Origin of the sequence: Psychromonas arctica DSM 14288, assembly GCF_000482725.1 — a bacterium.
GTDB classification, from domain to species: Bacteria; Pseudomonadota; Gammaproteobacteria; order Enterobacterales; family Psychromonadaceae; genus Psychromonas; species Psychromonas arctica.
The window spans coordinates 207,105-230,449 of sequence record NZ_AXWP01000001.1; the positions used below are offsets into that span (position 1 = coordinate 207,105).

Sequence of the window (23,345 nt, forward strand, 5' to 3'; positions counted from 1 at the left end):
AGACAAGGTTTGATATCATTAAAGGATCTGTGGATTAATATTCACTATTCATCATAAGATGAACCGCCCTGTGCGGAGCCGCATGCAGGGTGGTGTGCGGGCTGGGGGTTAGATACCTCCGGCTACCCGATTAGGCATTTTTCAGATGAGTTCTAATTACTGTGTCAGCGCATGGTATTTTTTTACCGTATTGATGCTGTAAAAATGCACTAAATTTACGAGATTTCACATCTATTTTTAAACCGTTTAGTTTTTTATTTTCAAGAAATGAAGGTAGTTCATAATGTGCGATTTCTTCCTCGGCAATAGTCGATAGCACTGCCGAATCAGTTTCACGCATACAAATTCTCGACAAGTTTAGCAACGCAAACACTTCATTTATTTCAAATTCAGCGTAACTCTTTTTAGCAAAATCAAAGCCATTTAATTCAGTTGGTTGTATAGACCAATAAGTATTTAACTGATTGGAGTCATTCTTAATTAATGAGCGAAAACCATCACTCAACTCTTCTCGGACATGTGCAATGTGATTTCGTCTTAACCTTAAGTATTTCATTGTTTTAATAATTGCACTTTCTGGTTCGTTACCTAGCCAATTGGTCAACTTAAGCTTTAACTGTTCTTCTGGTTTCTTATTCTTTATTTCGTCATGTACAGAAGGTGTTATCTGAGCTCTAAATTCTTCAATTTCCTCTATAAAACTTAACAAATATTCTACTGACGCAATAACGCTCATACTTACCAGCGTATGGAATGCTTTCTTACGGAATTCTGGTAATGCTTCAATTTTTATATGGAGCCTTTTTGAAAACTCATTTTCAAAGAAGACTTCCGTTGTGAAAGAATCTAAAACATCATCTGTAAGCTCTGAAAATATATTGTTTACTTCAACATCTGAAAACAAGAAATAACAAAGTTGGTCGTTCATATCTTCTAGCTTTGACTCAAACCTCCTCAGAATATGAGATTTCATTTTCGTAACACTCCTGATGCCTAACGCCTTGCTCAACCGAATTTTGGCTGAAATAGAGTTTTGGGGTAAAGTGCCGAAGGCACCCCAAAACGGAATGTAAGCCAAAATGTCGGCTGCAGCAACTTGTTAGCCATTTTTCACGCTAAGAGATAATGTACTCAGGTTGCCTTGCGTTGTTATTTCTGGGTACACGTCGAATACTAGTTTTTGACCCTTGCTGATTACTTCTAGTTTATAGTTTGTTACTTTTATAGCACTTTGCTTTACATGCGCTACAAACCCTCTAATTATCGTATCATCGTTTAATGACGCAGATATTAGTTGTTCTTCATGAAGATAGCTTTCGTCAGATTTTTGATTCCCGTCTAAAGGTGCCAACGTAAACCTCAAGGTAGCAAGATCGTTTTCGATCTCTGACTCACAGAGCTTTGCTCCGGTACTGTGACCTGTATGCTGGTGCTGAAGATAAAGTCTCGTCATACCTTTTCTCAAACTTCGATTCATATTTGATACCTGATAATGGCTAACAGCTTTATTAACTCACAAAATGTAACTTTAACCGCGGAAAAACGACAAGAGTTAATGATTAAAATATTACATAACTTTACGTTGATTTAACGATAAAACAAAGAGATATAATAATATTATAATTTATTAATCATAAAAAAAGGCAGCAGACTGTAGTAATTGTGGTGAAAAGACTGCAATTAGAAAATAGATGAGAATTTATTCATAGTTTAATTTTTTGAAAGCTTAAAGCATCATTCAATGTAACGCCCCCTTTCATATTTGAACTATTACAAATGAGAAAAACCTTTTCACACCATAACAAACAAACCATTTGGTTATATCTCATCGTATTTTGATATCACTAAGCTAACGTATTACAAGGTGACTCAATGCTACAATAAAGACGTAAACAGCATGGAGACAATATGACTGCAACCATTAAAAACAAAACCATTCTTTATAGTAAGCTATTTTCAATAAACCTAGTGACCTACCCTATCAACCACAGTGTGATGAACCATGTCGACAATGTACAAAAAGGGCGTTATTACAAACTCAATTTAATCCTGGTACAGCCAAAAGTGGGTGGTGTATTTAAGTGTACAAAATGCATTATTAACTTATTCAACCGCGTGTATTTATTTAGACCCGACAAGTACGAACACAGCGTCACGAAAATCGAATCAGGAAAACGTGTCCTACTCAGTTTTGCACTCAATATATAAGCTTTGTAAAAAGGTTTATCTTCACATAAGAAAAGCAAGATCGCCGCCAAGGCGAAACACCAAGCAAATAGACTTCTAAATGCTTCAATGAGTTCAGACTAACAATACTGTAAATAAAACCTAAGTTGTTCGGATGAGCGCAGACGAAACCTCTAAAAAATCAAAGAGGAGTCACCTCTCCTATCATCGGATAAGTAAACAAAAAGAAGTGTGAAATATTCACTAACCAATGACACAAAATCGCCCACTCTAAGCGCTGTGTTTTATAAAAAATATAACTGTAACCAAAACCTGCTACACCTGACACCAACACATAACTCCATCCACCTATAAAATGCGCCAAGGCAAAAACAGCTGCGGTTATAAGCGGTGCAAAAATAGCTAAACGTTTAACTGTGATTAATTGCGACAACTTAGTTTGTAACAAGCCTCTAAAGAACGCCTCTTCAGCAACACAGGTAAACAAAAGATTAATAGCAATAAAGGCTAACCAAAAGTCTGGCACTTTAGGGCTAAATCCTACTAACCCAATCATTAAAGCCACCGTCAACGTCGCTAACACGGTACAAATAATAATGAAAAAAGGCTGTTTAAGCATTGTCATCGTGCTGGTTTTTACTGTAACTATATTTGCAGTAGTTGTATTTGAGGCTGTAGTCAAGGGTGTAGTTGTATCTAAGGCTTTAGTTGTTTGGCTCTTAGAAAAAAAGTAAGCACAAACCAACAACCCTGCCATACCTTTATCAAAGTTAGCATAAAGGGTATAAGGAACGGCATCACTGGTGATCAGCTCATTAATAACAATAGGTAAGTTATTAAAACCGGGTACGACATGCACGGCTAATGCCAATGAACTGACGATGAAAGCAGTACTTGATATTGCCCGTATGATTGGCTGTTTTGTGTAAAGCGCGCCATGGTATAAAGCGACATAAACCACGACACCCACCAGCCCAACAGCCTCTAGGTGGTGTTCAACATAACCACTAACAACGCTTAAGGCCATTAACCATAGCCAAAGCAGTTGTTTGATGATTGATACTTTACAGTATGGAAAAACACATAAAATCGATAACGCTAATAGATAAAAAGTCATTTTATTAGTTACTGCTTATTGGTTGTTTTTACGCTGTTAAATTGACCAATTTTTAACGGCTGCTTTTAACAGCCGACTTTACTATTAAGGTGTTTCACCCAATAAATAAGCGCCTACTGGCCTTTGATAAGTTTCATAATTTGCTTTTGGGGTTTGAATCATTCTATTTTCAATTTCTATCATAATGTCCATTTCATCAGCACTCATATATCCCTTATCTTGAGTGGTTGACCAAGTAATACCTACGCCAGCATCAGTAATCTTACGTGTAAAACGATAGGCTTGCTCGATCCCAAAGACCAAATCAGACCTTGAACTACTCCATGTACTTCTAATAGGAAACCAACCGTGTTTAAGTGCTTTTTTATTGCCGTTGTAACTATCCCAAGGGCTATCTTGCATATCTGGAATCGTATATTCTTCATATCCCCAAGAGTTAGGTGGCGCACCTCGCCCTAGCGGTGTGATATGACCAGCAGTAAAGTCTTCGTATTCGTTAGTGGGTACATGCTTTATGATTTTATAATCAGTGTCATCTTGGTCATCTAAACCGTCGCTATCAACATAAATATACTCGCTACTATCATTGGGAGCAGTAAAATACGCTTTCTTTTCATTGATGCCAATCGCTAACGTTGGGTCGACGCTGCGTAACGTATCAACAAAATCAGATAGTGAACCTGGTAATTTCCTAACATTATCTAACCAATAACCATCTACTAAACCATCAAACCTTTTGGCATACCCCTCTACTAAATATCGCCAAGCAGCACCTTCATCACCATTCCATTGAGTATTATAATACTCTTCCCATGCGGCTTTTATCTCACGCTCATTTTCAGGATCATTATCTGTGATCATTGATGGCCCTGCTGCATTTAAATATAAAATAACTTTTTTACCCGCCTTTCGATAAACATTAATAACATCAAAAATGATTTGTTCGTTTTCAAGTTGAGGCACCATATCTGGATGGATAGCGGCTACATCAACATTGTCGTTATCACGTAATGTAAAAAGAAAAGCATGAGCAGGATGAGTGAAAGAAGTGATGACATGTCCTGATGAAGGAAGATTTTTAACTATCTCTTCGGCACCAGCAACCCAGTGAGCAGATCTGGCATCGACAGATTGATCTAGCTTATAGCCGCCATCAACCCTTTGAGTGATACCCCAAGAACCTGCTAACCAATTTGCATTTTCGTCACTGTACTTTTTGTCACTATACTTTTCGTTACTGTACTTTTCGTCACTGTACTCTTCTTCAATATTTAAGGCTGAATCTTTAGACTCAGCAGGCGTGCTATTACAGCCAAGTATGCCAACAGTAGTAATGACAAACAGTAAGGTACATTTAAGTTGGTTTTTTATTATCATCGAACGCCTATTTATAATGGTTATTTAATCAATTGAGTTAACAGTAATAAACATATTTTATATGCTTACAATAAATGCCAAAGTAGTGATGAGAATTTTTAATACTCAATATGTTCAACCACGGCCAAAGTATGTTTATGATTGACACTTTACTGTATGGAAAAATACATCAAATCGATACAGCTAACAGATCAAAGTCATTCTATTCATTAATAAGTAGGAAGTCGTTCACTATAACCGTTCTCTAGCAAATCTAAAAAGTTGTACTTCTTGTTTGAATTTAAGTTATCTTTGATATCAACCAGACAAAAAATGATCAGGAAGAGGCAATGCCATCATCACGCCACATTATTAGTAATTTTATAAAACGCGGTGACGTACCACCAGCGAAAATTAATGATGCACTTAACTGCACGCAAGTTTATCCGACTATCAACAACTGGGTTAAGTTTATTGACCGATTGTTATTGTGTTTAGGAGCATTAAGCCTCGCTTTTTCAGTACTCTTTTTTATCGCATATAACTGGGATGATTGGGGACGTTTTGGGAAATTCACGTTAATAGAGTCACTGCTCGCTGTGACGATATTTCTCTACTGGCGATCTCCAAAAGAGACCCTTAAAGCACAAATGAGCTTATTAGTGGGCTGTTTAATGGTGGGAGTTTTAATGGCCTTTTTTGGTCAAACTTATCAAACCGGCGCTGACCCTTGGACATTGTTTTTCTATTGGGCTTTATTGATCACCCCTTGGGTAGTTATTGCGCGCTTTGCACCGTTATGGTTAAGTTGGTTAGGTTTATTAAATCTGGCATTGAGCCTCTACATTGACACTTTTGGCCTGCCCTTAACTGATTTTTTCTCCGCTGATGATAGTCTCTGGGTTGCCCTCTTCCTATTCAACAGTATCGCATTAACTGTATTAGAACTGAGTAGCCGCCGTTTTACCTATTTATCACCTCGTTGGTTAGCCCGCTGCATCGCCTCGCTAGCAGGTTTTATGATCACCTTTATTGCGATTGATACAATAATAGATTCACAGGATACTAGCCTATGGCCTTTCTTATTTTGGAGCCTCTTTATTGTCTCGCTATACGTGGTATATCGACATTTCCGATGTGATCTATTTATGTTAGCAGGAGGCTGTTTATCAGGCATTGTGATGATAGTGACTTTTTCTATCGAATGTCTCAATGAAGATTTTATTGAGATCTTCTTTCTGCTTATTTCTGCATTAATTATTGGTCTCACTAGCTTAGCCACGATTTGGTTGAAGAAAGTCAATAAGGAGATGTTGTCATGAGTACGCAGCAACCCAAACAACAAAGATTGTGGCAACAGCTTCAAGACAAAGACTTAGTGAGCGGTGAGTTTCAGTCAACACAGGAAATAGAATCACCTTGGTTCATAAAGCTGTTACTGGCTTTTTCGGGCTGGTTTGCCTCATTATTTATCTTAGGTTTTTTATTGCTCACGCTACAAGACTTAGTGGATAACGGCATCATTTGTTTTCTGGTCGGTGCCGTGATGATAACCATGGCGTATAATGTACTAAAAAATAACCCTTCTGAATTCCGTGAACATCTGATGTTAGCTTTTAGTTTTGCCGGACAAGCTTTGATCGCTTGGGCTATTTTCATCTATGATAGTCACTCTTCTGACCTATTACTTTGGTTCGCTATTTTGGTCATGCAAAGTAGTTTGAGCCTAGTTATGCCAAACTATGTACACCGCGTTTGTTGTGCTTTTTTTGCCAGTATCGCATTGACTATTTGCCTTTATTATTTGCACCTTTCAGCGATCACTTCTGCAATTTTATTACTGTTAGTGCTGTTTTTAGTACTCAATGAATGGCGTTCAGTGAAGTGGCAACCTGCTTTTGAAGCGATCAGTTATGGGGTTGTGTTGTTGCTTATTCCGCTCAAAGCTTCTTATATCATTGGCTACGATCTTTCATATTGGTTAAATGAAAGTAGGTTACAACCCTCATGGTTTTACTATTTAGATGAGCTGTTATTGCTCATTGCCATGCTTTATTTGGTCATCACCTTAATATTACGTAGTCAGCATCAATTACCCTTTAATACTAAATTGGTGATTATGGGTGCCACTATTGGCCTGTGCCTTTTATCTATGCAAGCCTCTGGTATTACTATCGGTTTTGCCCTATTGATATTGGGCTTTTCAAACAGCAATAAACTATTACAAGGGTTAGGCATGATCTCCTTACTCTTTTATATCTCTAGTTATTACTATTTATTAACGCTCACTTTATTAGAAAAATCGGGTATTTTATTAATAATGGGTTTGTTTATATTAGCGATTCGTTTGGTGCTATTAAAATGGTTTGATCCGATACAGATTGATCCTGTGAAGGTTGGCTCAACGCCACAAGGAGATAACGATGCAATCTAAAATTGTAATAGGCATGTTGCTAATCATTTTAGCGCTGATGAACGTTTCAATTTTCAGTAAAGAACAACATTTAAAATCAGGCGATACGGTGTATTTAAAACTAGCACCTGTGGATCCGCGTTCATTAATGCAGGGCGATTATATGGCGCTACGTTTTGATGCCGCGAATCAACTCTCTGACGCACTGCAATTGCTAGCAAACAATACATCAACAAGTACCCATGATGGGCAAATAGTCGTGCGCTTAGATGAAAACAAGATCGGTACTTTTCAAAGTATTTACCAAGGCCAAGCATTGCAAGAAAATGAACTGCGACTTAATTATCGTGTACGTTATGATCAAATAAAATTTGCTACTAATGCCTTCTTTTTTGAAGAAGGCACCGCAGAGCGTTATGAAAAAGCGCGTTATGGGGAATTCAAAGTGAATGAGCAGGGAGAATTATTATTGAATGCCATGTTCACAGAACAGCTAACAGAAATTAAAGCAGAGTAAAAATGGTAAGTAACCACTAAACGGCGGCACGAAGAACACAAAAGAAATGAAGATAATCAACAAAATTGATTAATATTAATTTTTTTAATCTAACCTTCTTTACCCTTCGTGCCTTCGTGGTTAATCCGCTTTTGACTTTAAAAATAAATAGCTTAATAAAAAATACAAAAAAGGAGCCAAAAGGCTCCTTCGATAACAACGTTAAATAACAACGTTAAATCTGGAAAATCTTACTTATTCAATACGGCATTAAAACGCTCAAAGCCAGCTTCTAAATCGGCGATTAAATCTTCAGGGCTTTCTAAACCGATATGTAAACGAATAAGCGGTTTGCTGCTATCCCATTTAGTTACAGTTCTAATTTTATCAATACCCGACACACTCAAAATCAAGCTTTCAAATCCGCCCCATGAAAAGCCCATTTTAAAGTGTTTCATATTTTCTACTAAAGCCGTTAATGACTTGCTGTTCCCTTCTTTTAATACAAAAGAGAATAAGCCATTAGATGCGCTGAAATCTCGTTTGAAGAACTCATGTCCAGGACAAGTTTCAAAGGCAGGATGACGAATGTGGTCCACTTCAGGACGTGTAGCTAACCAATTAGCCACTTGTAATGCATTCTTTTCATGCTGCGCCATTCTCACGCCTAATGTACGTAAACCACGGCTTGCTAGATAAACATCATCTGGTGACGTACATTGCCCCATTAGATAGCTGTTTTCGCGCAACTGATCCCAATGTGCTTCATTTGCCGTCGCGGTGCCCATCATCACATCAGAATGGCCAACAATATATTTAGTCGCAGCTTGAATTGAAATATCAACCCCCATCTCAAATGGACGAGAGTTGATCGGTGAAGCCCATGTGTTATCTAACATCACCACTACACCCTGCTCGTGCGCTATTTTACAGAGCGTTGGTACATCTTGAACTTCCATAGTAATTGAACCAGGAGACTCTAAAAATAATACTTTAGTATTGTCTTGAATCAGATCTTTAATACCCGCGCCGATCATTGGATCGTAGTAAGTCGTTTCAACACCAAAACCTGCTAATAAGCTGTCGCATAATGCACGTGTAGGTTCGTAAGCACTGTCGACCATTAGTAAATGATCGCCTGCTTTTAAGAATGACATTAATGCATTGCTGATAGCTGCAGAACCAGATGGATATAAAGCAGTGCCAACGCCGCCCTCTAGTTCAGCAATCGCTGCTTGGAATGCAAAATGTGTTGGTCCACCACGACGCCCGTAAAACAGTGCACCGTTGGTTTTATTTTTTGCAGCAAAATGCATATCTTCCATGGTTTCAAATGTCATGGTAGAAGCACGTACTACAGGGGGATTAATGACTCCGTTGGTCCATTTTTTATCACGTCCTAAACTTACTATTTGCGTTTCTTTTTTCATTTGACCTATCCATTGATGATGTTAGAAAATTGCTAGTAGACACATATTAACACTTCAAATAAAGATGAACAGCGACTATATGCTCATATATTAATCCATTATGTTTACACTAAAAACATCGACTTAGCACAAGTAAACACAGTAACTATTAAGCAATTCACAAACCTTATAAAGTAGCGATCAAGTTGAATACATTTGATTGCCTAACATTTCATGACATAAGAGGTATAATCGTTTCTTTTTTTTCTAATAGGCTAAATATGCACTTTGAAACTCACTTCATTTTGAATCGCGAACACTATGCAGAATGTTTTGATCAATCGATGTTATTAAAAGGGCCACAAAAACCACGCTTTGTTTTCATCACGGGTTTAATTTTAGCGGGTTTGTTTTTCTTGTTTGCAACGCAAGTACAAGGTTTACTGGCATGGTTTTTCTTTGGCATTGCGTTATTGGAATACTTCAGTTTTAAATATAAACGCCCATGGTGGTTAATGCGCCAAATGATGAGTAAAAATGCAGGTAATAAAATTACCCTTATTTTTGATGAACAAGGTATTGAAAATAAAAGCGTTTACATCAATAACCAATTAGCATGGCAATCTATCGATAGCTTTTATGAAACTGACACTGGTTTTATGTTGAACTTGCATCAAGGTGGTCAGCAATATTTAAGTAAATCTTGTTTAGACGATTCAATACAAGATTATATTCAGCAACAATTAAGTGGCAAAAAGCAGGCGATTCCTTTATCAGCCAAGTAATTAATCGAGGCTGATTGTTATAAATAAACCAAAAATGAGTGAGACAATAGCCGCTTAATCTAGTTAATGGTTTTGTTTCACAAACTCTAAAAATGCTCTATCAGCTTTAGACAAGTAGCCTTTCTTTCTCCACGCAATTGAAATATCCAAGAAGATCGGCTCTTCAAAGGGAATAGAAATAATATCCGGTTCTTTTTCTGTGGCGAGTTCAAGTAATGCTGAGATAGCAAAATCACGTTTTACAATCTTAAGGATCACCGCTAGTAAGTTAGTTTCAAAAGAAAAGTTCGCAGACAATTTTTCTTGGCGACAAATATCATCTAATTTCTCACGATGAAAATACCCCTGTTTAAACATCACCAATTCCTGAGAAAAGAACTCTGCGTAGGAAAGTGACTTTTTATCGGCAAACTCATGTTCAGTATTCACCACAGCGACCATTTGTGAACGGATCAGATGTTCGGAATCTAATGCATCGGGTAAGTTACGCGCTTGAATGATGCCTAGGTCAATATCGCCATCGAGTAACATTTTTTGTATCGACTGCGCACCAGCTTCAATCATCACCAGTTTTAACTTAGGGTAACGGCTTTTAAATGCCATTAATACATCGGGAAAATAATAAGTGCCCATAATACTTGGTACACCTAATCTCACTTCCCCTTTCTCCAAACCTCTTAACTCTTTCATGGCGAGCGTTGCATCATCTAATTGTTGAATGATCTGTTTGGCATGAACCAACAAGATCTCACCCTCATGAGTAAGCGTTATTTTTCGTTCATTACGACGAAATAGATCCAGCTCTAGTTGTGCTTCTAACTTTTTAATTGCAACACTTAATGCAGGTTGTGCGATATGCAGTGCATTAGCGGCATGGGTGATGTTTTGATACTTTGCTACTGCTACAAAGTAGGTGAGAAGTCGTGTATCCATACTATAACCAAAAACTATTGAAGTGATAATTATTATATATTTTCACTATTCCAAGTAACTTGCTACTGTTTTGCTCTTGTTTCCTATTGGTGATCACGTTGATGATTGAGTTTCGTAGTAAAGCCTATTATAAAGTCAGTGCTGCACTCGCTTTTGGTTCCTTTTTAGTATTTTGTAATCTGTATTTATTTCAACCTATGTTACCCGTTTTAGCGGATCATTTTGCTGTCTCTGCTACCCACATTAACTGGTTATTAGCTGCAGGTACCTTGACCCTAGCATTAATGTTATTACCTTGGGCTTTTGCCTCTGAACGAATAGGCCGACGCAAAGTACTGCTGATTAGTTTGTTTTTATTACCTGCCATTGGTTTAACTTCATTATTGACTGACAGTTTATTATTACTGATCATTAGTCGCGCTTTAATGGGCATGGCGCTGGCTGGGTTTACCGCCGTCGCGGTTGCTTATATGGCAGAGGAGTTTTCAGCAAAAGCTTTTAGTCATGGCATTGGTGCGTATATCAGTGCCAATTCTCTGGGTGGTATTTCAGGGCGTTTATTTGGCGGCATGCTCACGGACTATTTCGATTGGCAAACGGCGGTAGCTTGTATGGCGCTGTTAAGTTTAATTGGTGCGGTGGTGGTTGCTTGGGTATTACCTCAACCTAATCAGCAAAATACAGTACAAAGCAGTCCTTTATCTCAATACCACCATATTATTATTGAACATTTAAAGAATAAAAAAATCTATTTTGCAATGTTAATTGGTGGTGTAAATTTTGCCATTTTTATTAATTTATATACGGTCACAGGATTTCGCTTAGTCAGTGAGCCTTATGCAATGCCTGTTAGTATCGCGGCAATGATTTTCTTATGCTACTTATCGGGAACGGTTAGCTCTCGCCTAGTGGGAATATGGTGTCAGCGATTTAGCCCGATTACAGGCATGTTGGCTGGCGCAATAATGGGGTTATTAGGCATGCTAGTCGCTAGCAATGATTCCTTAGTAGTCATTTTCATTGGTTTAAATTTATTAAGCTTTGGGGCTTTCTTCACCCACTCTTTAGCTTATGGTTGGGTTAGCCAACAGGCAAAAAAATCTAAAGCAACAGCCACTGCATTATACCTAGTTCATTATTATGTTTGTGGCAGCTTGGGCGGTTTCTATTTAATTTACTGTTGGCAACATGGGGGATGGACGCAGGTGATGATCGGTGCAGGGTTATTATACGCAGTCGTATTTTGGTTATGCTGGCGTTTAGGCCATTTTGTACATAACAAAAAAGAGCACACCTTGCAGGCGGCGCAGTAACTTATAGATCTAAAGGGGAGAAATACTGCTGACTAAGCACCGTTGACTTAATTGATATTACGCAAGCTATCGTTGTTAAGCTTATCTATTTATTAACTTCTCTACTTAGGTTATCCACTTAGACTCTGTATTGATGTTATTCATTGATGTTATTCATTAAAGTTATCTAAGGTAATGATAGGCAGCGCACCATAGGCAACTTCTTGGTAAGGATGTGCCTTGATTAATGCGCTTAGTGCTGCTTTAAGTTGATTTTGTTTACACACCATTTCAACTCTGTATTCGTTTAATTTGGTTAACTGTTCTGGTTGCCCAATATGTGGAGTCGCATTTTCAGATGGCTTAAATTGCCCTTGCCCTAAGGTTTGCCAAGCACATTGTTGGTATTCACCAACGTCACCCGCTCCTGCATCAAACATCGCTTTTTTCACTAAATCGAGTGCGTTTTCAGGTACATAAAAATAAATTTGATACAGCATATACTTCCTATACTTTTACGTTAGCGTGTTGAGAACTTGCTCGATTAGCAACAATAAATAGTCCCCAGCAAGGCAAACAAAGGATCATCGTCGAGAAAATATCAAACCATGAATGGTAGTGTAAAACGGTCATCAACCAGCCATAAATGAGGACACTAAGCAATGCATAAAACCCGACACTATAACTAAAGCTTAATAGCGCACAGGCTATCACCATTACCGCGGCGGTATGGGAACTAAAGTTAGCCCCCATTGCTAACCACCATCCAAAATGAAACTCTATGAAAGCGAAACCATAAACAGCCAAGTAAGCAATGATTAAAGATAACGCTAAACTTTTACTCATCTTTGTTCTTAAATAATACACACAAAATAGCGCTAATAGAGGCGAATACAAATCGGCAATAATCGCTAACATATTAAACTATTTCTAGTGTACTGAGGCTGTGTTTGAATTATAGAGTTGGGCTTCACTTTAGAGCTCGGCTTTAGCTTTAGAATAATCAACAGTATGATCGCAATTACCCTGTTGTTCACAATCATTAACACCGTCATGGTCAAGATCCCAGCTTTCATGGAGCTCAACAATGCGTCTAAAGGTCGCATTTTTATCATCCTTGGGATCTAACGCCACTAGCTGCAATGTTATTTCATTCTGCTGTGTTGGATATTCCGCTGCCGTTTGATTTGGCCCTAGACTTTTAAAGTTAACCTGGATTGAGCCTTCTTGTAAAAATACATTACTTTTCACCACACTACTTTCTTTTAATATAATTTCTTCTTCTCGAATGCGCTTCCCCAATAACTCAGAACTGAGGTGTTTGGCTTGCTGGCTAGTAAAATCATAAGAAAAAAGTCCAACATATACAAACACGTTATTCCCAGCAGTATTGATAATAAAAGGCGCTGCAAAATAAGTGAGGCCTTTGGTGTGTTTATCTAACAATGTTAATTTGCTGATATTAAGGTAAACAGACCCACGATCATAAACGGCCTCATTAGCGTCGCTAGCGGCTTTTACTAAAGTTTCATAATGACCACGAAAATAAACGTAATCCTCTATTTGTTCGACCTTATCTAAGCTTACTAAGCGTTCACTATCAGGGTAAACAATAGCAACCGGATGAGGTTTAGATAAAGATTGAAATATCACCTGTTGTGTTGGGGTTTTACACACAGCTTCCTGTGCGTCCCATAATCCATCAATGTTGGCACAGGCTTCCGGAGTGTTAGCGCGATTTTGCAAGAAGTAAGCAACTACCACAATCAACACTAGCCCGAGTAATACTTTATTCAAGGTTGTAAACATAGTTATTCTCTAAAATTATAAGGTAAATTGATATCAGACAACACGCGTAGAAAGTCACCGGTTATTGGCGCATGCACCTCAATTTTTTGCTCTGTTTTAGGGTGAGTAAAACTTAAGTATGCAGCATGTAATAATAAACGATGAATAGCAAAGTTCTCTCTGAACATAGTATTGTGTTTACCATCACCATGTGAGGTATCACCAACAATAGGGTGACGTAAATGCTTCATATGTCGGCGTAATTGATGTTTACGTCCGGTTTTAGGTATTAGCTCCATCAATGAATAACGAGAAGCTGGATAAGGCCCAACAGCAATTGGGATTTCAGTTTTAGCTAAACAACGGTATTCAGTAACTGCCTCCTGAGGAGGTTTGGTCATATCGGCTTTTTTATCTGCTATTTTATCGTACTGATATTTTAGAGGATAATCTAAAATCCCTTGGTCGAGATGACCTCGAACCACGGCAAGATAGTTTTTTTCAGTGGTTTGGTCGATAAACTGCTGCATTAAATGCCTTGCACTGTCTTTGTCTAATACAAATAACAATACACCTGAGGTCGGCCTGTCTAAACGATGTACTGGATAAACGTGCTGACCAATTTGGTCACGTAACTTTTGTACTGCAAACTCGGTGGCGTGAGTATCTAACCAACTACGATGGACCAGTAAACCAGAGGGTTTATTAATCGCAACGACATAATCATCTTGGTATAAAATTTCTAATTCAGGTGTACTGCTTTGCACACTAATATCTTGTTGCTCAGCAACCGTTGCTAACATCCCTTCTATATCATCTAGGTTGTCTAGATGGTCAAAACTTTCTGCTTGATTAACGTTATCTAGGCCTTCAATGCCTGCTGGTATTGTTTGTTGCGTCATATTATTCACTTACTAATAAATCGATTTTCGATAATAATTTAAAAATGGCTACTTCATTAGGTAAAACCTGTGCCGCCATCGGCGCAATACATAGTATCGATGGTAACATTGAGGGTTGCTTTAGCATCTGTTTAAAACGCACTAAAAAAATAAACTGTAGCCATTGTGGAAAGGTTAAAGTATCAATTGCAAAAGGTTGAACACTGGCTAATTTTTCTTGACTGGGCGCTTCATCTTGCCAGTATCCCCGGTGCTTTAACAGGAGAATGAGTTGTTCTAATAAGTCCAACAGTTGTTGCGATTTTAGCAGTGCAGACGTTACAGGTAGTGATTGATTCAGTGTATTTGCAGTTGACATGTTTTAGGCGCCTATATAATAAGCGGCTAATATACCCGTGATACCTCAAGATGCAAAGTCAGCATGAAAATTAACACCCACTCTATCCTCCAACCAGATGAATATCATTCCCGCAACTGTTTACGCCACGTTGTAGTTCCTTCTTACTCTTTATCAAATTGATAATTAATGCTGCATCTTTCACTCTCATTTAAGATGATTAATGTTTTATATAAAAAAGATAATAGCCCATTTTGTGATCAAGTAGATTCTTTTAAAATCAAAACAACTAAAAACCCACAATTGTTGACAATCTAGTTGATAATCATATTTAAAAGGTTACTATTTGTCCATAAATCGTAAATAGTGTCAACAATAAGAAGAGTTATGATAGAAAACAAAGACCCAATAAAATCAGATAATTTAACGGCTCGCTTGATAGAAGCGATCGTTAATGGCGAGTACCCGCCGGGCAGTAAAATATCTGAACCTGAATTAGCACGTGTCTTTGACGTGAGCCGAGGCCCTTTACGTGAAGCAATGATGCGCGTTGAATCATTAAACCTAGTAGAGCGCGTTCCCCATGTAGGAGCACGTGTTGTCACTCTAAGTTTAGAGAAATTAGTAGAAATTTATGCAGTACGTGAAGCATTAGAAGGGATGGCGGCGAATTTAGCCTGTAAATATATTACCGATTCAGAAATAGAAGTATTAGAAGCATTATTAAACCGCCACCAATCACATATAGAAGAAGTTGATGGCGCGTCGTATTTTTATCAACAGGGTGATTTTGACTTTCATTATCTGATCATTCAAGCCAGTAAAAACCACCAATTGATTGCATTGTTATGCGACCAGCTTTATCACTTAGTGCGAATGTATCGTTACCAATCCCCTCGTTCACACGCTCGCCCAGAAAAAGCCTTATATGAACATTTTGCTATTTTGAACGCGATTAAAGCACGCGATCCGGAATTAGCAGAAATGTTGATGCGCAGACATATCAAGAACAGCCGACTATTAATTGAAAACGAATTGTTAGAGGAGTAACACCATGAGTCCAGGTAAAAAATTTAGACAAGCCATTAATAATAATAAACCACTGCAAATAGTGGGCACTATTAATCCTTATTGCGCAATGATGGCAGAGCAATTGGGTCATCAAGCTATTTACCTTTCTGGTGGTGGTGTCGCTAATGCATCGTATGGTTTACCTGATTTAGGCATGACCTCTTTAAACGATGTAATTGCAGACGCTCAACGTATTACATCTGCCTCTAACTTACCGTTATTAGTAGATATTGATACAGGTTGGGGTGGTGCATTTAATATTGCAAAAACCATTCGTGATATGGAAAAAGCAGGAGCAGCAGCTGTTCACCTTGAAGATCAAGTGGCACAAAAGCGCTGTGGTCATCGCCCAAATAAAGAAATTGTTTCAACGCAGGAGATGGTTGACCGCATTAAGTCAGCAGTTGATGCTCGCACTGATAAAGACTTTTTTATTATGGCACGTACCGATGCTTTTGCTCAAGAAGGGTTAGAAGCTGCGATCGCACGTGCACAAGCTTATGCTGCAGCGGGTGCAGATGGAATTTTTGCAGAAGCAATAAAAACAGAAGCACATTATCGTGCATTTTCTGAAGCATTAGACGTACCTATTCTAGCGAATATCACTGAATTTGGTGAAACCGAATTATGGAACAAAAAACAGCTTGGTGAATGGGGTTGTGCAATGGTGCTGTATCCACTTTCAGCTTTTAGAGCAATGAATAAAGCCGCTGAACTAGTTTATAAAACGCTGCTCGCTGACGGTGACCAAAAAGCCGTTATCGATACCATGCAAACACGTATGGAGCTTTATGATTACTTAGGTTATCACGACTATGAGCAGAAGTTAGATGCCCTCTTTTCAAGTGAAAAGAAGTAACAAGTATTAGTTAATAATTAACAGTTAATAAGTAATAGTTAATCAGTAACAAGTGAGTTTTTAGTGACGCAATAAGTAAATGACCAACAACGATTAAGGAAGATAAGATGAGTGATAAAAATATTGGCGGTGCAGGATTACGTGGACAAAGCGCTGGTGAGACAAAGTTATGTACAGTCGGACAGTCTGGAAGCGGTTTAACTTATTGCGGTTATGATGTTGCAGATCTTGCTGAAAATGCAACATTTGAAGAAGTTGCTTACCTGTTATTTAATGGCGAATTGCCTACCCAACAACAACTCGATGCTTATAAAAAAGAGCTATTCGCGTTACGTGATTTACCACCCGCTTTAAAAGCAGTATTAAAGCTTATTCCTGCTGATGCACACCCAATGGATGTGATGAGAACAGGTTGTTCATTTTTAGGCAACTTAGAGCCTGAACAAGATTTTTCTCAACAAACACACGCGGCAAACCGTCTATTAGCCGCATTCCCTGCGATCATGTGTTTTTGGTATAGATACTCACATGAGGGCGTTGAAATAGACTGTGTCACAGACCAAAACAGTCTCGGTGGTCACTTTCTAAAATTATTGAATGGCAAAACGGCCTCAGAGCAACATCAGCGAGTCATGGACGTTTCCCTTATTTTATATGCAGAGCATGAGTTTAATGCGTCAACTTTTGCCGCGCGTGTCTGTGCATCAACACTCTCTGATTTGTATTCATGTGTCACAGGTGCGATCGGTACTTTACGTGGCCCACTTCATGGTGGCGCCAATGAAGCAGCCATGGATATGATTGAAAAGTTCAATTCGCCACAGGACGCTAAAGTGAAAATGGCAGAAATGCTCGCACGCAAAGAGAAAATCATGGGCTTTGGTCATGCCGTATACAGAACCTCAGATCCACGCAACATAATTATTAAAAAATGGTCAGAAAAACTTGCTCAAGAAAATGACGACAGCAGTTTATATGACATTTCGGTGGCCTGTGAAGAGTTTATGTGGGACAGCAAAAAGCTATTTTGTAATGCCGATTTTTTCCATGCCTCCACCTACAACTACCTCGGCATTCCAACTAAATTATTTACCCCCATTTTTGTTTGTTCACGTTTAACAGGCTGGGCCGCTCATGTGATGGAGCAACGCTCAAATAACCGTATTATTCGCCCAAGTGCTGATTATACAGGTAGCGAACCGCGCACAGTGACACCTATTGAAACGCGTGACCAAGCAACAGCGAAGTAAGGATAAAGGTTATGAACAACACTCAATACCGCAAACCATTAGCTGGCAGCACATTAGATTATTTTGATACCGAGCAAGCCGTAAATGAAATCAAAGCCGGTGCTTATCAAAAATTGCCTTATACATCGCGCGTATTAGCAGAAAATTTAGTACGTCGTTGTAAACCTAAAGATTTACATGATGCATTGAATCAATTAATAGAGCGTAAGCAAGATTTAGACTTTCCTTGGTACCCTGCACGTGTTGTCTGTCATGATATTTTAGGGCAAACCGCACTCGTGGACCTCGCTGGTTTACGCGATGCTATTGCAGCAAAAGGCGGTGACCCTGCGAAAGTTAATCCCGTGGTGCCCACTCAACTGATTGTGGATCATTCATTAGCAGTAGAACACGCAGGTTTTGAAAAAGATGCCTTTAATAAAAACCGAGCAATTGAAGACAGACGAAATGAAGACCGTTTTCATTTTATTAACTGGACCAAAAAAGCCTTCGAAAATATTGATGTGATCCAACCGGGTAACGGCATCATGCATCAAATTAACTTAGAAAAAATGTCTCCTGTGATTCAAAGCCGAGATGGTGTCGCTTTTCCTGACACTTTAGTTGGTACTGACAGCCACACACCACATGTTGATGCACTGGGTGTGATTGCCGTGGGTGTCGGAGGTTTAGAAGCAGAAAGTGTTATGCTAGGCCGCCCTTCTTATATGCGTTTACCTAATATTGTCGGTGTTAATTTATTTGGTAAACGCCAAGAAGGTATTACCGCGACAGATATCGTTTTAGCCATCACCGAATTCTTACGCCAACAAAAAGTAGTGTCCTGTTATTTAGAGTTTTTTGGCGAAGGTGCCGCAGATTTAACCTTAGGTGATCGCGCTACTATCTCCAATATGACGCCTGAATTTGGTGCCTCTGCAGGCATGTTTTATATTGACCAAAAGACTATCGATTATTTACGCCTCACAGGGCGAGATGAAAAACAGGTGCAATTAGTTGAAAACTACGCAAAACAAACTGGCCTGTGGGCTGACGCCTTAAAAGACGTTGAATATGAGCGTGTATTACGCTTTGATTTATCTGCCGTGGGACGCAATATCGCGGGCCCTTCTAATCCTCATCGCCGCGTTGCAACGGCCGACCTTGCTAACAAAGGCATTTCAGGAATAGTAGAAAATGAAAGTGGAAAAATGCCCGATGGCGCTTGTATTATTGCAGCAATTACCAGTTGTACTAATACCTCCAACCCTCGTAATGTCATTGCCGCTGCGTTATTAGCAAGAAATGCCAATAAGCTGGGATTAACCCGTAAACCTTGGGTTAAAACATCCTTAGCACCGGGCTCAAAAGCAGTACAATTATACCTTGAAGAAGCTAACTTATTAACGGAACTAGAACAACTTGGTTTTGGTATCGTGGGGTTTGCTTGTACTACCTGTAACGGTATGAGCGGTGCATTAGACCCGAAAATACAACAAGAAATTATTGACCGAGATCTTTATAGTACCGCTGTACTTTCTGGTAATCGTAACTTTGATGGCCGCATTCATCCCTATGCAAAACAAGCTTTCATCGCATCGCCGCCTCTTGTAGTGGCTTATGCTATTGCAGGCACAATACGTTTTGATATTGAGAAAGATGCGCTAGGCGTTGATGCTCAAGGCAATAACATCACTTTAAAAGATATTTGGCCAAGCGATGCCGAAATTGATCAAGTGATTAAAGAAAGCGTTAAACCTGAACAGTTTAGAGCCGTTTATGAGCCGATGTTTGATATCAAGGTTGATTATGGTAATGACGTTGCCGCTATTAACCCACTTTATGACTGGCGACCACAAAGTACTTATATTCGTCGACCTCCTTATTGGGAAGGTGCCTTAGCAGGTGCTCGTGCATTAAAAGGCATGCGTCCACTCGCAGTGCTTGGCGATAACATCACCACGGATCACTTATCACCTTCTAATGCCATTATGTTAGACAGTGCAGCTGGCGCTTACCTCGATAAAATGGGACTACCTGAGGTTGATTTTAACTCCTATGCCACTCACCGAGGTGATCACTTAACGGCACAACGTGCAACCTTCGCTAACCCTAAGTTATTTAATGAAATGGTCACTAAAGATGGTGAAGTCACACAAGGGTCATTAGCACGCGTGGAACCAGAGGGTGAAGTTAAACGAATGTGGGAAGCCATTGAAACCTACATGCAACGTAAACAACCTTTGATCATTGTTGCTGGCGCAGATTATGGACAAGGTTCTTCACGTGATTGGGCAGCCAAAGGGGTCCGCCTAGCCGGAGTTGAAGTCATTGTAGCAGAAGGCTTTGAACGTATTCATCGCACCAACTTGGTAGGTATGGGAGTGTTACCGGTAGAGTTTATTAATAATGAAAACCGCCACAGTTATGCGATAGATGGCACAGAGACCTTTGATGTGATTGGCGATCGTAGTCCCGGTGCTGAACTGACTTTAGTGATCAATCGAGTGAATGGAGACGTTGTTAATGTCCCAGTAAAATGCCGTCTTGATACCGCTGAAGAAGTGTCGATTTATGATGCAGGAGGTATTTTACAACGTTTTGCAGAGGATTTCCTTCAATCATCACAAGGAGCGGAACATGAGTAACTCGCCATCAACTAACGCGACTGCGTTTCAACCACAGCTAAAAATACCCGCTACTTATATGCGTGGTGGTACTAGTAAGGGGCTATTTTTTAATATTCATGACCTCCCTAAAGCAGCGCAACAAGCAGGTGAAAGTCGCGATAACCTGTTGTTACGTATTATCGGTAGCCCTGATCCTTACGGTAAACAAACCGATGGCTTGGGCGGAGGAACTTCAAGTACCAGTAAAACAGTGATCCTTTCTGAAAGCGACAAAGAAGATCACGATGTAGATTATCTATTTGGTCAAGTTTCTATTGATAAAGCCTTTATTGATTGGAGTGGCAATTGTGGCAATTTATCCGCTGCTGTCGGTGCTTTTGCCATTGCAGCCGGTCTTATTGACGCATCACGTATTCCCTATAATGGATTTGCAGTGGTGCGTATTTGGCAAGTGAATATTAGTAAAACCATTATTGCTCATATCCCTATCTGTAATGGACAAGTACAAGAGATTGGTGATTTTGAATTAGATGGTGTGACCTTCCCTGCTGCAGAAATTAAAGTAGAGTTTGTCGCCCCTTCGGACGCCAGCAATGCAATGTTTCCAACGTCAAATGTTGTTGACCAATTACATGTCCCTGACATTGGTACTTTTAAGGCGACCATGATTAACGCCGGCATTGCGACCGTATTTTTAGATGCGCAAGCGTTAGGCTACCTTGGTACAGAAGGACAAGAAGCGATTAACTCAGATCTAGCTGCATTACAAAAGTTTGAAACAATCCGTGCCTATGCAGCTTTAAAAATGGGACTCATTGATGACCTAGCACAAGCAGCCTCACGTCAACATACACCTAAAATAGCCTTTGTCAGCCCAGCTCAAGACTACACGGCCTCAAGTGGTAAAAGCATCAATAAAGCGCAGATAGACCTTAATGTTCGTGCGTTATCAATGGGTAAGTTACACCATGCAATGATGGGCACCGCTGCGGTAGCTATTGGCACTGCTGCAGCGATTCCAGGCACGCTAGTCAATATAGCAGCTGGCGGAGGTGAACATCAATCAATCACTTTTGGACATCCATCCGGCACCTTAAAAGTCGGTGCAAAAGCGATTCAGCAACAAGGGCAATGGATTGTTGAAAAAGCAACCATGAGCCGAAGCGCACGTATATTAATGGAAGGTTGGGTAAGAGTGCCTGCATCAACGATATAAAAGGCGCTTTAGCATCAATCGGCAGACAGCCATTAACAATAATGGCTAGCATGCAATGGAAACGTATCAACAGAAAATTAGGCCAGATAAGAGAGGTCGTTATCATCATTATCAGGTGTTAATGGCTATTGCGAGGTTAATTTATAGCGATGAGAAGTTATTAATAATAGCGCAATCACAACGCCTCTTTATCATGATTAATTAAAAGGAAGATAATTATGTCTGCATATCAAAAAGAATTTGAGCAAGCTAAAAACAACCCAGAGAAATTTTGGGAAGAGCAAGCAAAAGCGATTGAGTGGTATAAATTCCCAAAAAGCATCTTACAAAAAGATGAAAACGGCATAGACCGTTGGTATGCAGATGGTCAATTAAATACCTGTTTTCTCGCCTTAGATTATCACGTTATCAATGGCCGAGCCGAGCAAATAGCGCTTATCTATGACTCCCCTGTTACAGGACAAAAACAACATTACACTTACCAAGCGTTGACCGATCAAGTTGCACGCACAGCAGGTATGCTTGCTGACATGGGGATTAGTAAAGGTGATCGTGTGATCATTTATATGCCGATGATACCAGAAGCCGTGATGGCCATGTTAGCCTGCGCACGTTTAGGCGCTATACATTCAGTGGTCTTTGGTGGTTTTGCTGCCAATGAACTCGCGATTAGGCTCGAAGATGCAGAGCCAAAAGTGATTATGACCGCGTCCTGTGGAATCGAAGTACAAAAAATCATTCCTTATATGCCAATGGTCAATAAAGCGATCATGGACAGCCGCTGGAAACCTGAAAAAGTGATTGTATTGCAGCGAGAGCAATGCCCAGCTGAACTTAACAGCAGCCTAGGAGTAGAAGATCGTGATTTAGATTGGTCGTTACAATTAGAAAAATCCACGGCACATGATTGCGTGCCCGTGAATGCAAATGATCCGCTTTATGTATTATATACCCATCCCACTTCAAGATGCAGGCGTTAGCTTTTGAAAGTTGTCATTAATTCGACTCGATAATGAGTCTCCTATCTCAGGAAGTTTACTTTCAAAAAACTGATCAATCTGTTCTCGAAATTCTTGGGCACTAGAAAAATATTTATTATTTCTCACATGTTCATTCATTACTTTCCACAGTCGCTCTATTGGATTCAAATTGGGGCTGTAAGGTGGTAAATAATGAAGTTGAATATTAAGCTCATTCGCTTTGTTTTTTACTATATTTGACCGATGATAAGCTGCGCCATCGAGTACCAAATGAATACTCAGATCCGGCGGATGTTGTGCCCTCAATTCTGCTAAGAAAATATTAATATAATCACTATTTACTTT

At 39.4% G+C, this 23,345-nt stretch carries 24 protein-coding genes; 12 read left to right on the forward strand and 12 right to left on the reverse strand.

Features of this window, described 5'->3' with window-relative positions; translation table 11 throughout:
• Positions 1–130: 130 nt before the first annotated feature.
• Positions 131–973: a hypothetical protein gene (locus tag H592_RS0100900; RefSeq protein ID WP_028867073.1), complete on the reverse strand. Its 843-nt coding sequence runs from the start codon at positions 971–973 to the stop codon at positions 131–133.
• Positions 974–1,099: 126 nt separating this feature from the next.
• Positions 1,100–1,477, reverse strand: a complete 378-nt coding sequence (locus H592_RS0100905) for a hypothetical protein (protein WP_028867074.1) — start codon at positions 1,475–1,477, stop codon at positions 1,100–1,102.
• Positions 1,478–1,908: 431 nt separating this feature from the next.
• Between H592_RS0100905 and H592_RS0100910 the strand changes: the two genes are divergently transcribed.
• Positions 1,909–2,208, forward strand: coding sequence for a 2OG-Fe(II) oxygenase family protein (locus H592_RS0100910; protein WP_028867075.1), 300 nt, complete (start codon positions 1,909–1,911; stop codon positions 2,206–2,208).
• 160 nt (positions 2,209–2,368) lie between these two features.
• Here H592_RS0100910 and H592_RS0100915 read toward each other — a convergent pair whose 3' ends face one another.
• Together H592_RS0100915 and H592_RS0100920 are read right to left on the reverse strand one after the other, a co-directional pair.
• Positions 2,369–3,304: a CPBP family intramembrane glutamic endopeptidase gene (locus H592_RS0100915; protein ID WP_028867076.1), complete on the reverse strand. Its 936-nt coding sequence runs from the start codon at positions 3,302–3,304 to the stop codon at positions 2,369–2,371.
• 84 nt (positions 3,305–3,388) lie between these two features.
• Positions 3,389–4,681, reverse strand: a complete 1,293-nt coding sequence (locus H592_RS0100920; protein WP_028867077.1) for a hypothetical protein — start codon at positions 4,679–4,681, stop codon at positions 3,389–3,391.
• A gap of 329 nt (positions 4,682–5,010) precedes the next feature.
• On the opposite strand from H592_RS0100920, the gene H592_RS0100925 reads away from it, so the two are divergent.
• The 3 genes from H592_RS0100925 to H592_RS0100935 are packed head-to-tail and all read left to right on the forward strand — an operon-like array spanning position 5,011 to position 7,590.
• The gene (locus tag H592_RS0100925) at positions 5,011–5,982 is read left to right on the forward strand and encodes a DUF2157 domain-containing protein (RefSeq protein ID WP_028867078.1); all 972 of its coding nucleotides are present in this window, start codon (positions 5,011–5,013) and stop codon (positions 5,980–5,982) included.
• Entirely contained in the window at positions 5,979–7,094 is a 1,116-nt protein-coding gene (locus H592_RS0100930) for a DUF4401 domain-containing protein (protein ID WP_028867079.1), read from the forward strand. The genes H592_RS0100925 and H592_RS0100930 overlap by 4 nt, the downstream gene beginning before the upstream one ends.
• Positions 7,084–7,590: a GDYXXLXY domain-containing protein gene (locus H592_RS0100935; protein ID WP_028867080.1), complete on the forward strand. Its 507-nt coding sequence runs from the start codon at positions 7,084–7,086 to the stop codon at positions 7,588–7,590. The genes H592_RS0100930 and H592_RS0100935 overlap by 11 nt, the downstream gene beginning before the upstream one ends.
• Before the next feature lie 230 nt (positions 7,591–7,820).
• Here H592_RS0100935 and H592_RS0100940 read toward each other — a convergent pair whose 3' ends face one another.
• Positions 7,821–8,999: a cystathionine beta-lyase gene (locus H592_RS0100940; protein ID WP_028867081.1), complete on the reverse strand. Its 1,179-nt coding sequence runs from the start codon at positions 8,997–8,999 to the stop codon at positions 7,821–7,823.
• Between the two features lie 260 nt (positions 9,000–9,259).
• Between H592_RS0100940 and H592_RS0100945 the strand changes: the two genes are divergently transcribed.
• Positions 9,260–9,763, forward strand: a complete 504-nt coding sequence (locus H592_RS0100945; protein ID WP_028867082.1) for a YcxB family protein — start codon at positions 9,260–9,262, stop codon at positions 9,761–9,763.
• A gap of 63 nt (positions 9,764–9,826) precedes the next feature.
• On the opposite strand, the gene H592_RS0100950 is transcribed toward H592_RS0100945, so the two are convergent.
• A complete protein-coding gene (locus tag H592_RS0100950; protein WP_028867083.1) occupies positions 9,827–10,696 on the reverse strand; it encodes a LysR family transcriptional regulator in 870 nt (289 codons plus the stop codon).
• A gap of 101 nt (positions 10,697–10,797) precedes the next feature.
• On the opposite strand from H592_RS0100950, the gene H592_RS0100955 reads away from it, so the two are divergent.
• On the forward strand, positions 10,798–12,009 hold the full coding sequence (locus tag H592_RS0100955; RefSeq protein WP_028867084.1) for an MFS transporter: 1,212 nt from the start codon (positions 10,798–10,800) through the stop codon (positions 12,007–12,009).
• Between the two features lie 149 nt (positions 12,010–12,158).
• Here H592_RS0100955 and H592_RS0100960 read toward each other — a convergent pair whose 3' ends face one another.
• From H592_RS0100960 to H592_RS0100980, 5 genes are all read right to left on the reverse strand, one after another.
• Positions 12,159–12,488 (reverse strand): YqfO family protein, encoded by a 330-nt coding sequence (locus H592_RS0100960; protein ID WP_281170590.1) that lies wholly within the window; start codon positions 12,486–12,488, stop codon positions 12,159–12,161.
• 7 nt (positions 12,489–12,495) lie between these two features.
• A complete protein-coding gene (locus H592_RS0100965) occupies positions 12,496–12,834 on the reverse strand; it encodes a hypothetical protein (protein WP_028867086.1) in 339 nt (112 codons plus the stop codon).
• Positions 12,835–12,963: 129 nt separating this feature from the next.
• Positions 12,964–13,797, reverse strand: a complete 834-nt coding sequence (locus H592_RS0100970; protein ID WP_028867087.1) for a hypothetical protein — start codon at positions 13,795–13,797, stop codon at positions 12,964–12,966.
• Positions 13,798–13,799: 2 nt separating this feature from the next.
• Positions 13,800–14,579: a tRNA pseudouridine(65) synthase TruC gene (gene truC / locus H592_RS0100975; RefSeq protein WP_051368895.1), complete on the reverse strand. Its 780-nt coding sequence runs from the start codon at positions 14,577–14,579 to the stop codon at positions 13,800–13,802.
• A 100-nt stretch (positions 14,580–14,679) separates the two neighbouring features.
• Positions 14,680–15,036: a YqcC family protein gene (locus tag H592_RS0100980; RefSeq protein ID WP_051368849.1), complete on the reverse strand. Its 357-nt coding sequence runs from the start codon at positions 15,034–15,036 to the stop codon at positions 14,680–14,682.
• A 366-nt stretch (positions 15,037–15,402) separates the two neighbouring features.
• Here H592_RS0100980 and H592_RS0100985 point away from each other — a divergent pair, with 366 nt between their 5' ends.
• The 6 genes from H592_RS0100985 (at position 15,403) to H592_RS21250 (ending at position 23,000) form a co-directional block, all read left to right on the forward strand.
• Positions 15,403–16,065 carry a GntR family transcriptional regulator gene (locus H592_RS0100985; RefSeq protein WP_051368850.1) on the forward strand — a complete coding sequence of 221 codons (663 nt, stop codon included), beginning with the start codon at positions 15,403–15,405 and terminating at the stop codon, positions 16,063–16,065.
• A gap of 4 nt (positions 16,066–16,069) precedes the next feature.
• Complete coding sequence (gene prpB, locus H592_RS0100990) at positions 16,070–16,945, forward strand: methylisocitrate lyase (RefSeq protein ID WP_028867091.1); 876 nt, start codon at positions 16,070–16,072, stop codon at positions 16,943–16,945.
• Positions 16,946–17,052: 107 nt separating this feature from the next.
• Positions 17,053–18,195, forward strand: coding sequence for a bifunctional 2-methylcitrate synthase/citrate synthase (prpC, locus tag H592_RS0100995; protein ID WP_028867092.1), 1,143 nt, complete (start codon positions 17,053–17,055; stop codon positions 18,193–18,195).
• An 11-nt stretch (positions 18,196–18,206) separates the two neighbouring features.
• Complete coding sequence (gene acnD / locus H592_RS0101000) at positions 18,207–20,822, forward strand: Fe/S-dependent 2-methylisocitrate dehydratase AcnD (RefSeq protein ID WP_028867093.1); 2,616 nt, start codon at positions 18,207–18,209, stop codon at positions 20,820–20,822.
• Positions 20,815–22,020: a 2-methylaconitate cis-trans isomerase PrpF gene (gene prpF / locus H592_RS0101005; RefSeq protein WP_028867094.1), complete on the forward strand. Its 1,206-nt coding sequence runs from the start codon at positions 20,815–20,817 to the stop codon at positions 22,018–22,020. The genes acnD and prpF overlap by 8 nt, the downstream gene beginning before the upstream one ends.
• Before the next feature lie 218 nt (positions 22,021–22,238).
• Positions 22,239–23,000, forward strand: coding sequence for an AMP-binding protein (locus H592_RS21250; protein ID WP_037070740.1), 762 nt, complete (start codon positions 22,239–22,241; stop codon positions 22,998–23,000).
• Here the strand turns inward: H592_RS21250 and H592_RS21255 are convergent.
• Positions 22,983–23,345: IS630 family transposase (locus H592_RS21255; RefSeq protein ID WP_028869497.1), on the reverse strand; the 363-nt coding region annotated here is incomplete at its 5' end. The two genes, H592_RS21250 and H592_RS21255, sit on opposite strands and share 18 nt — an antisense overlap.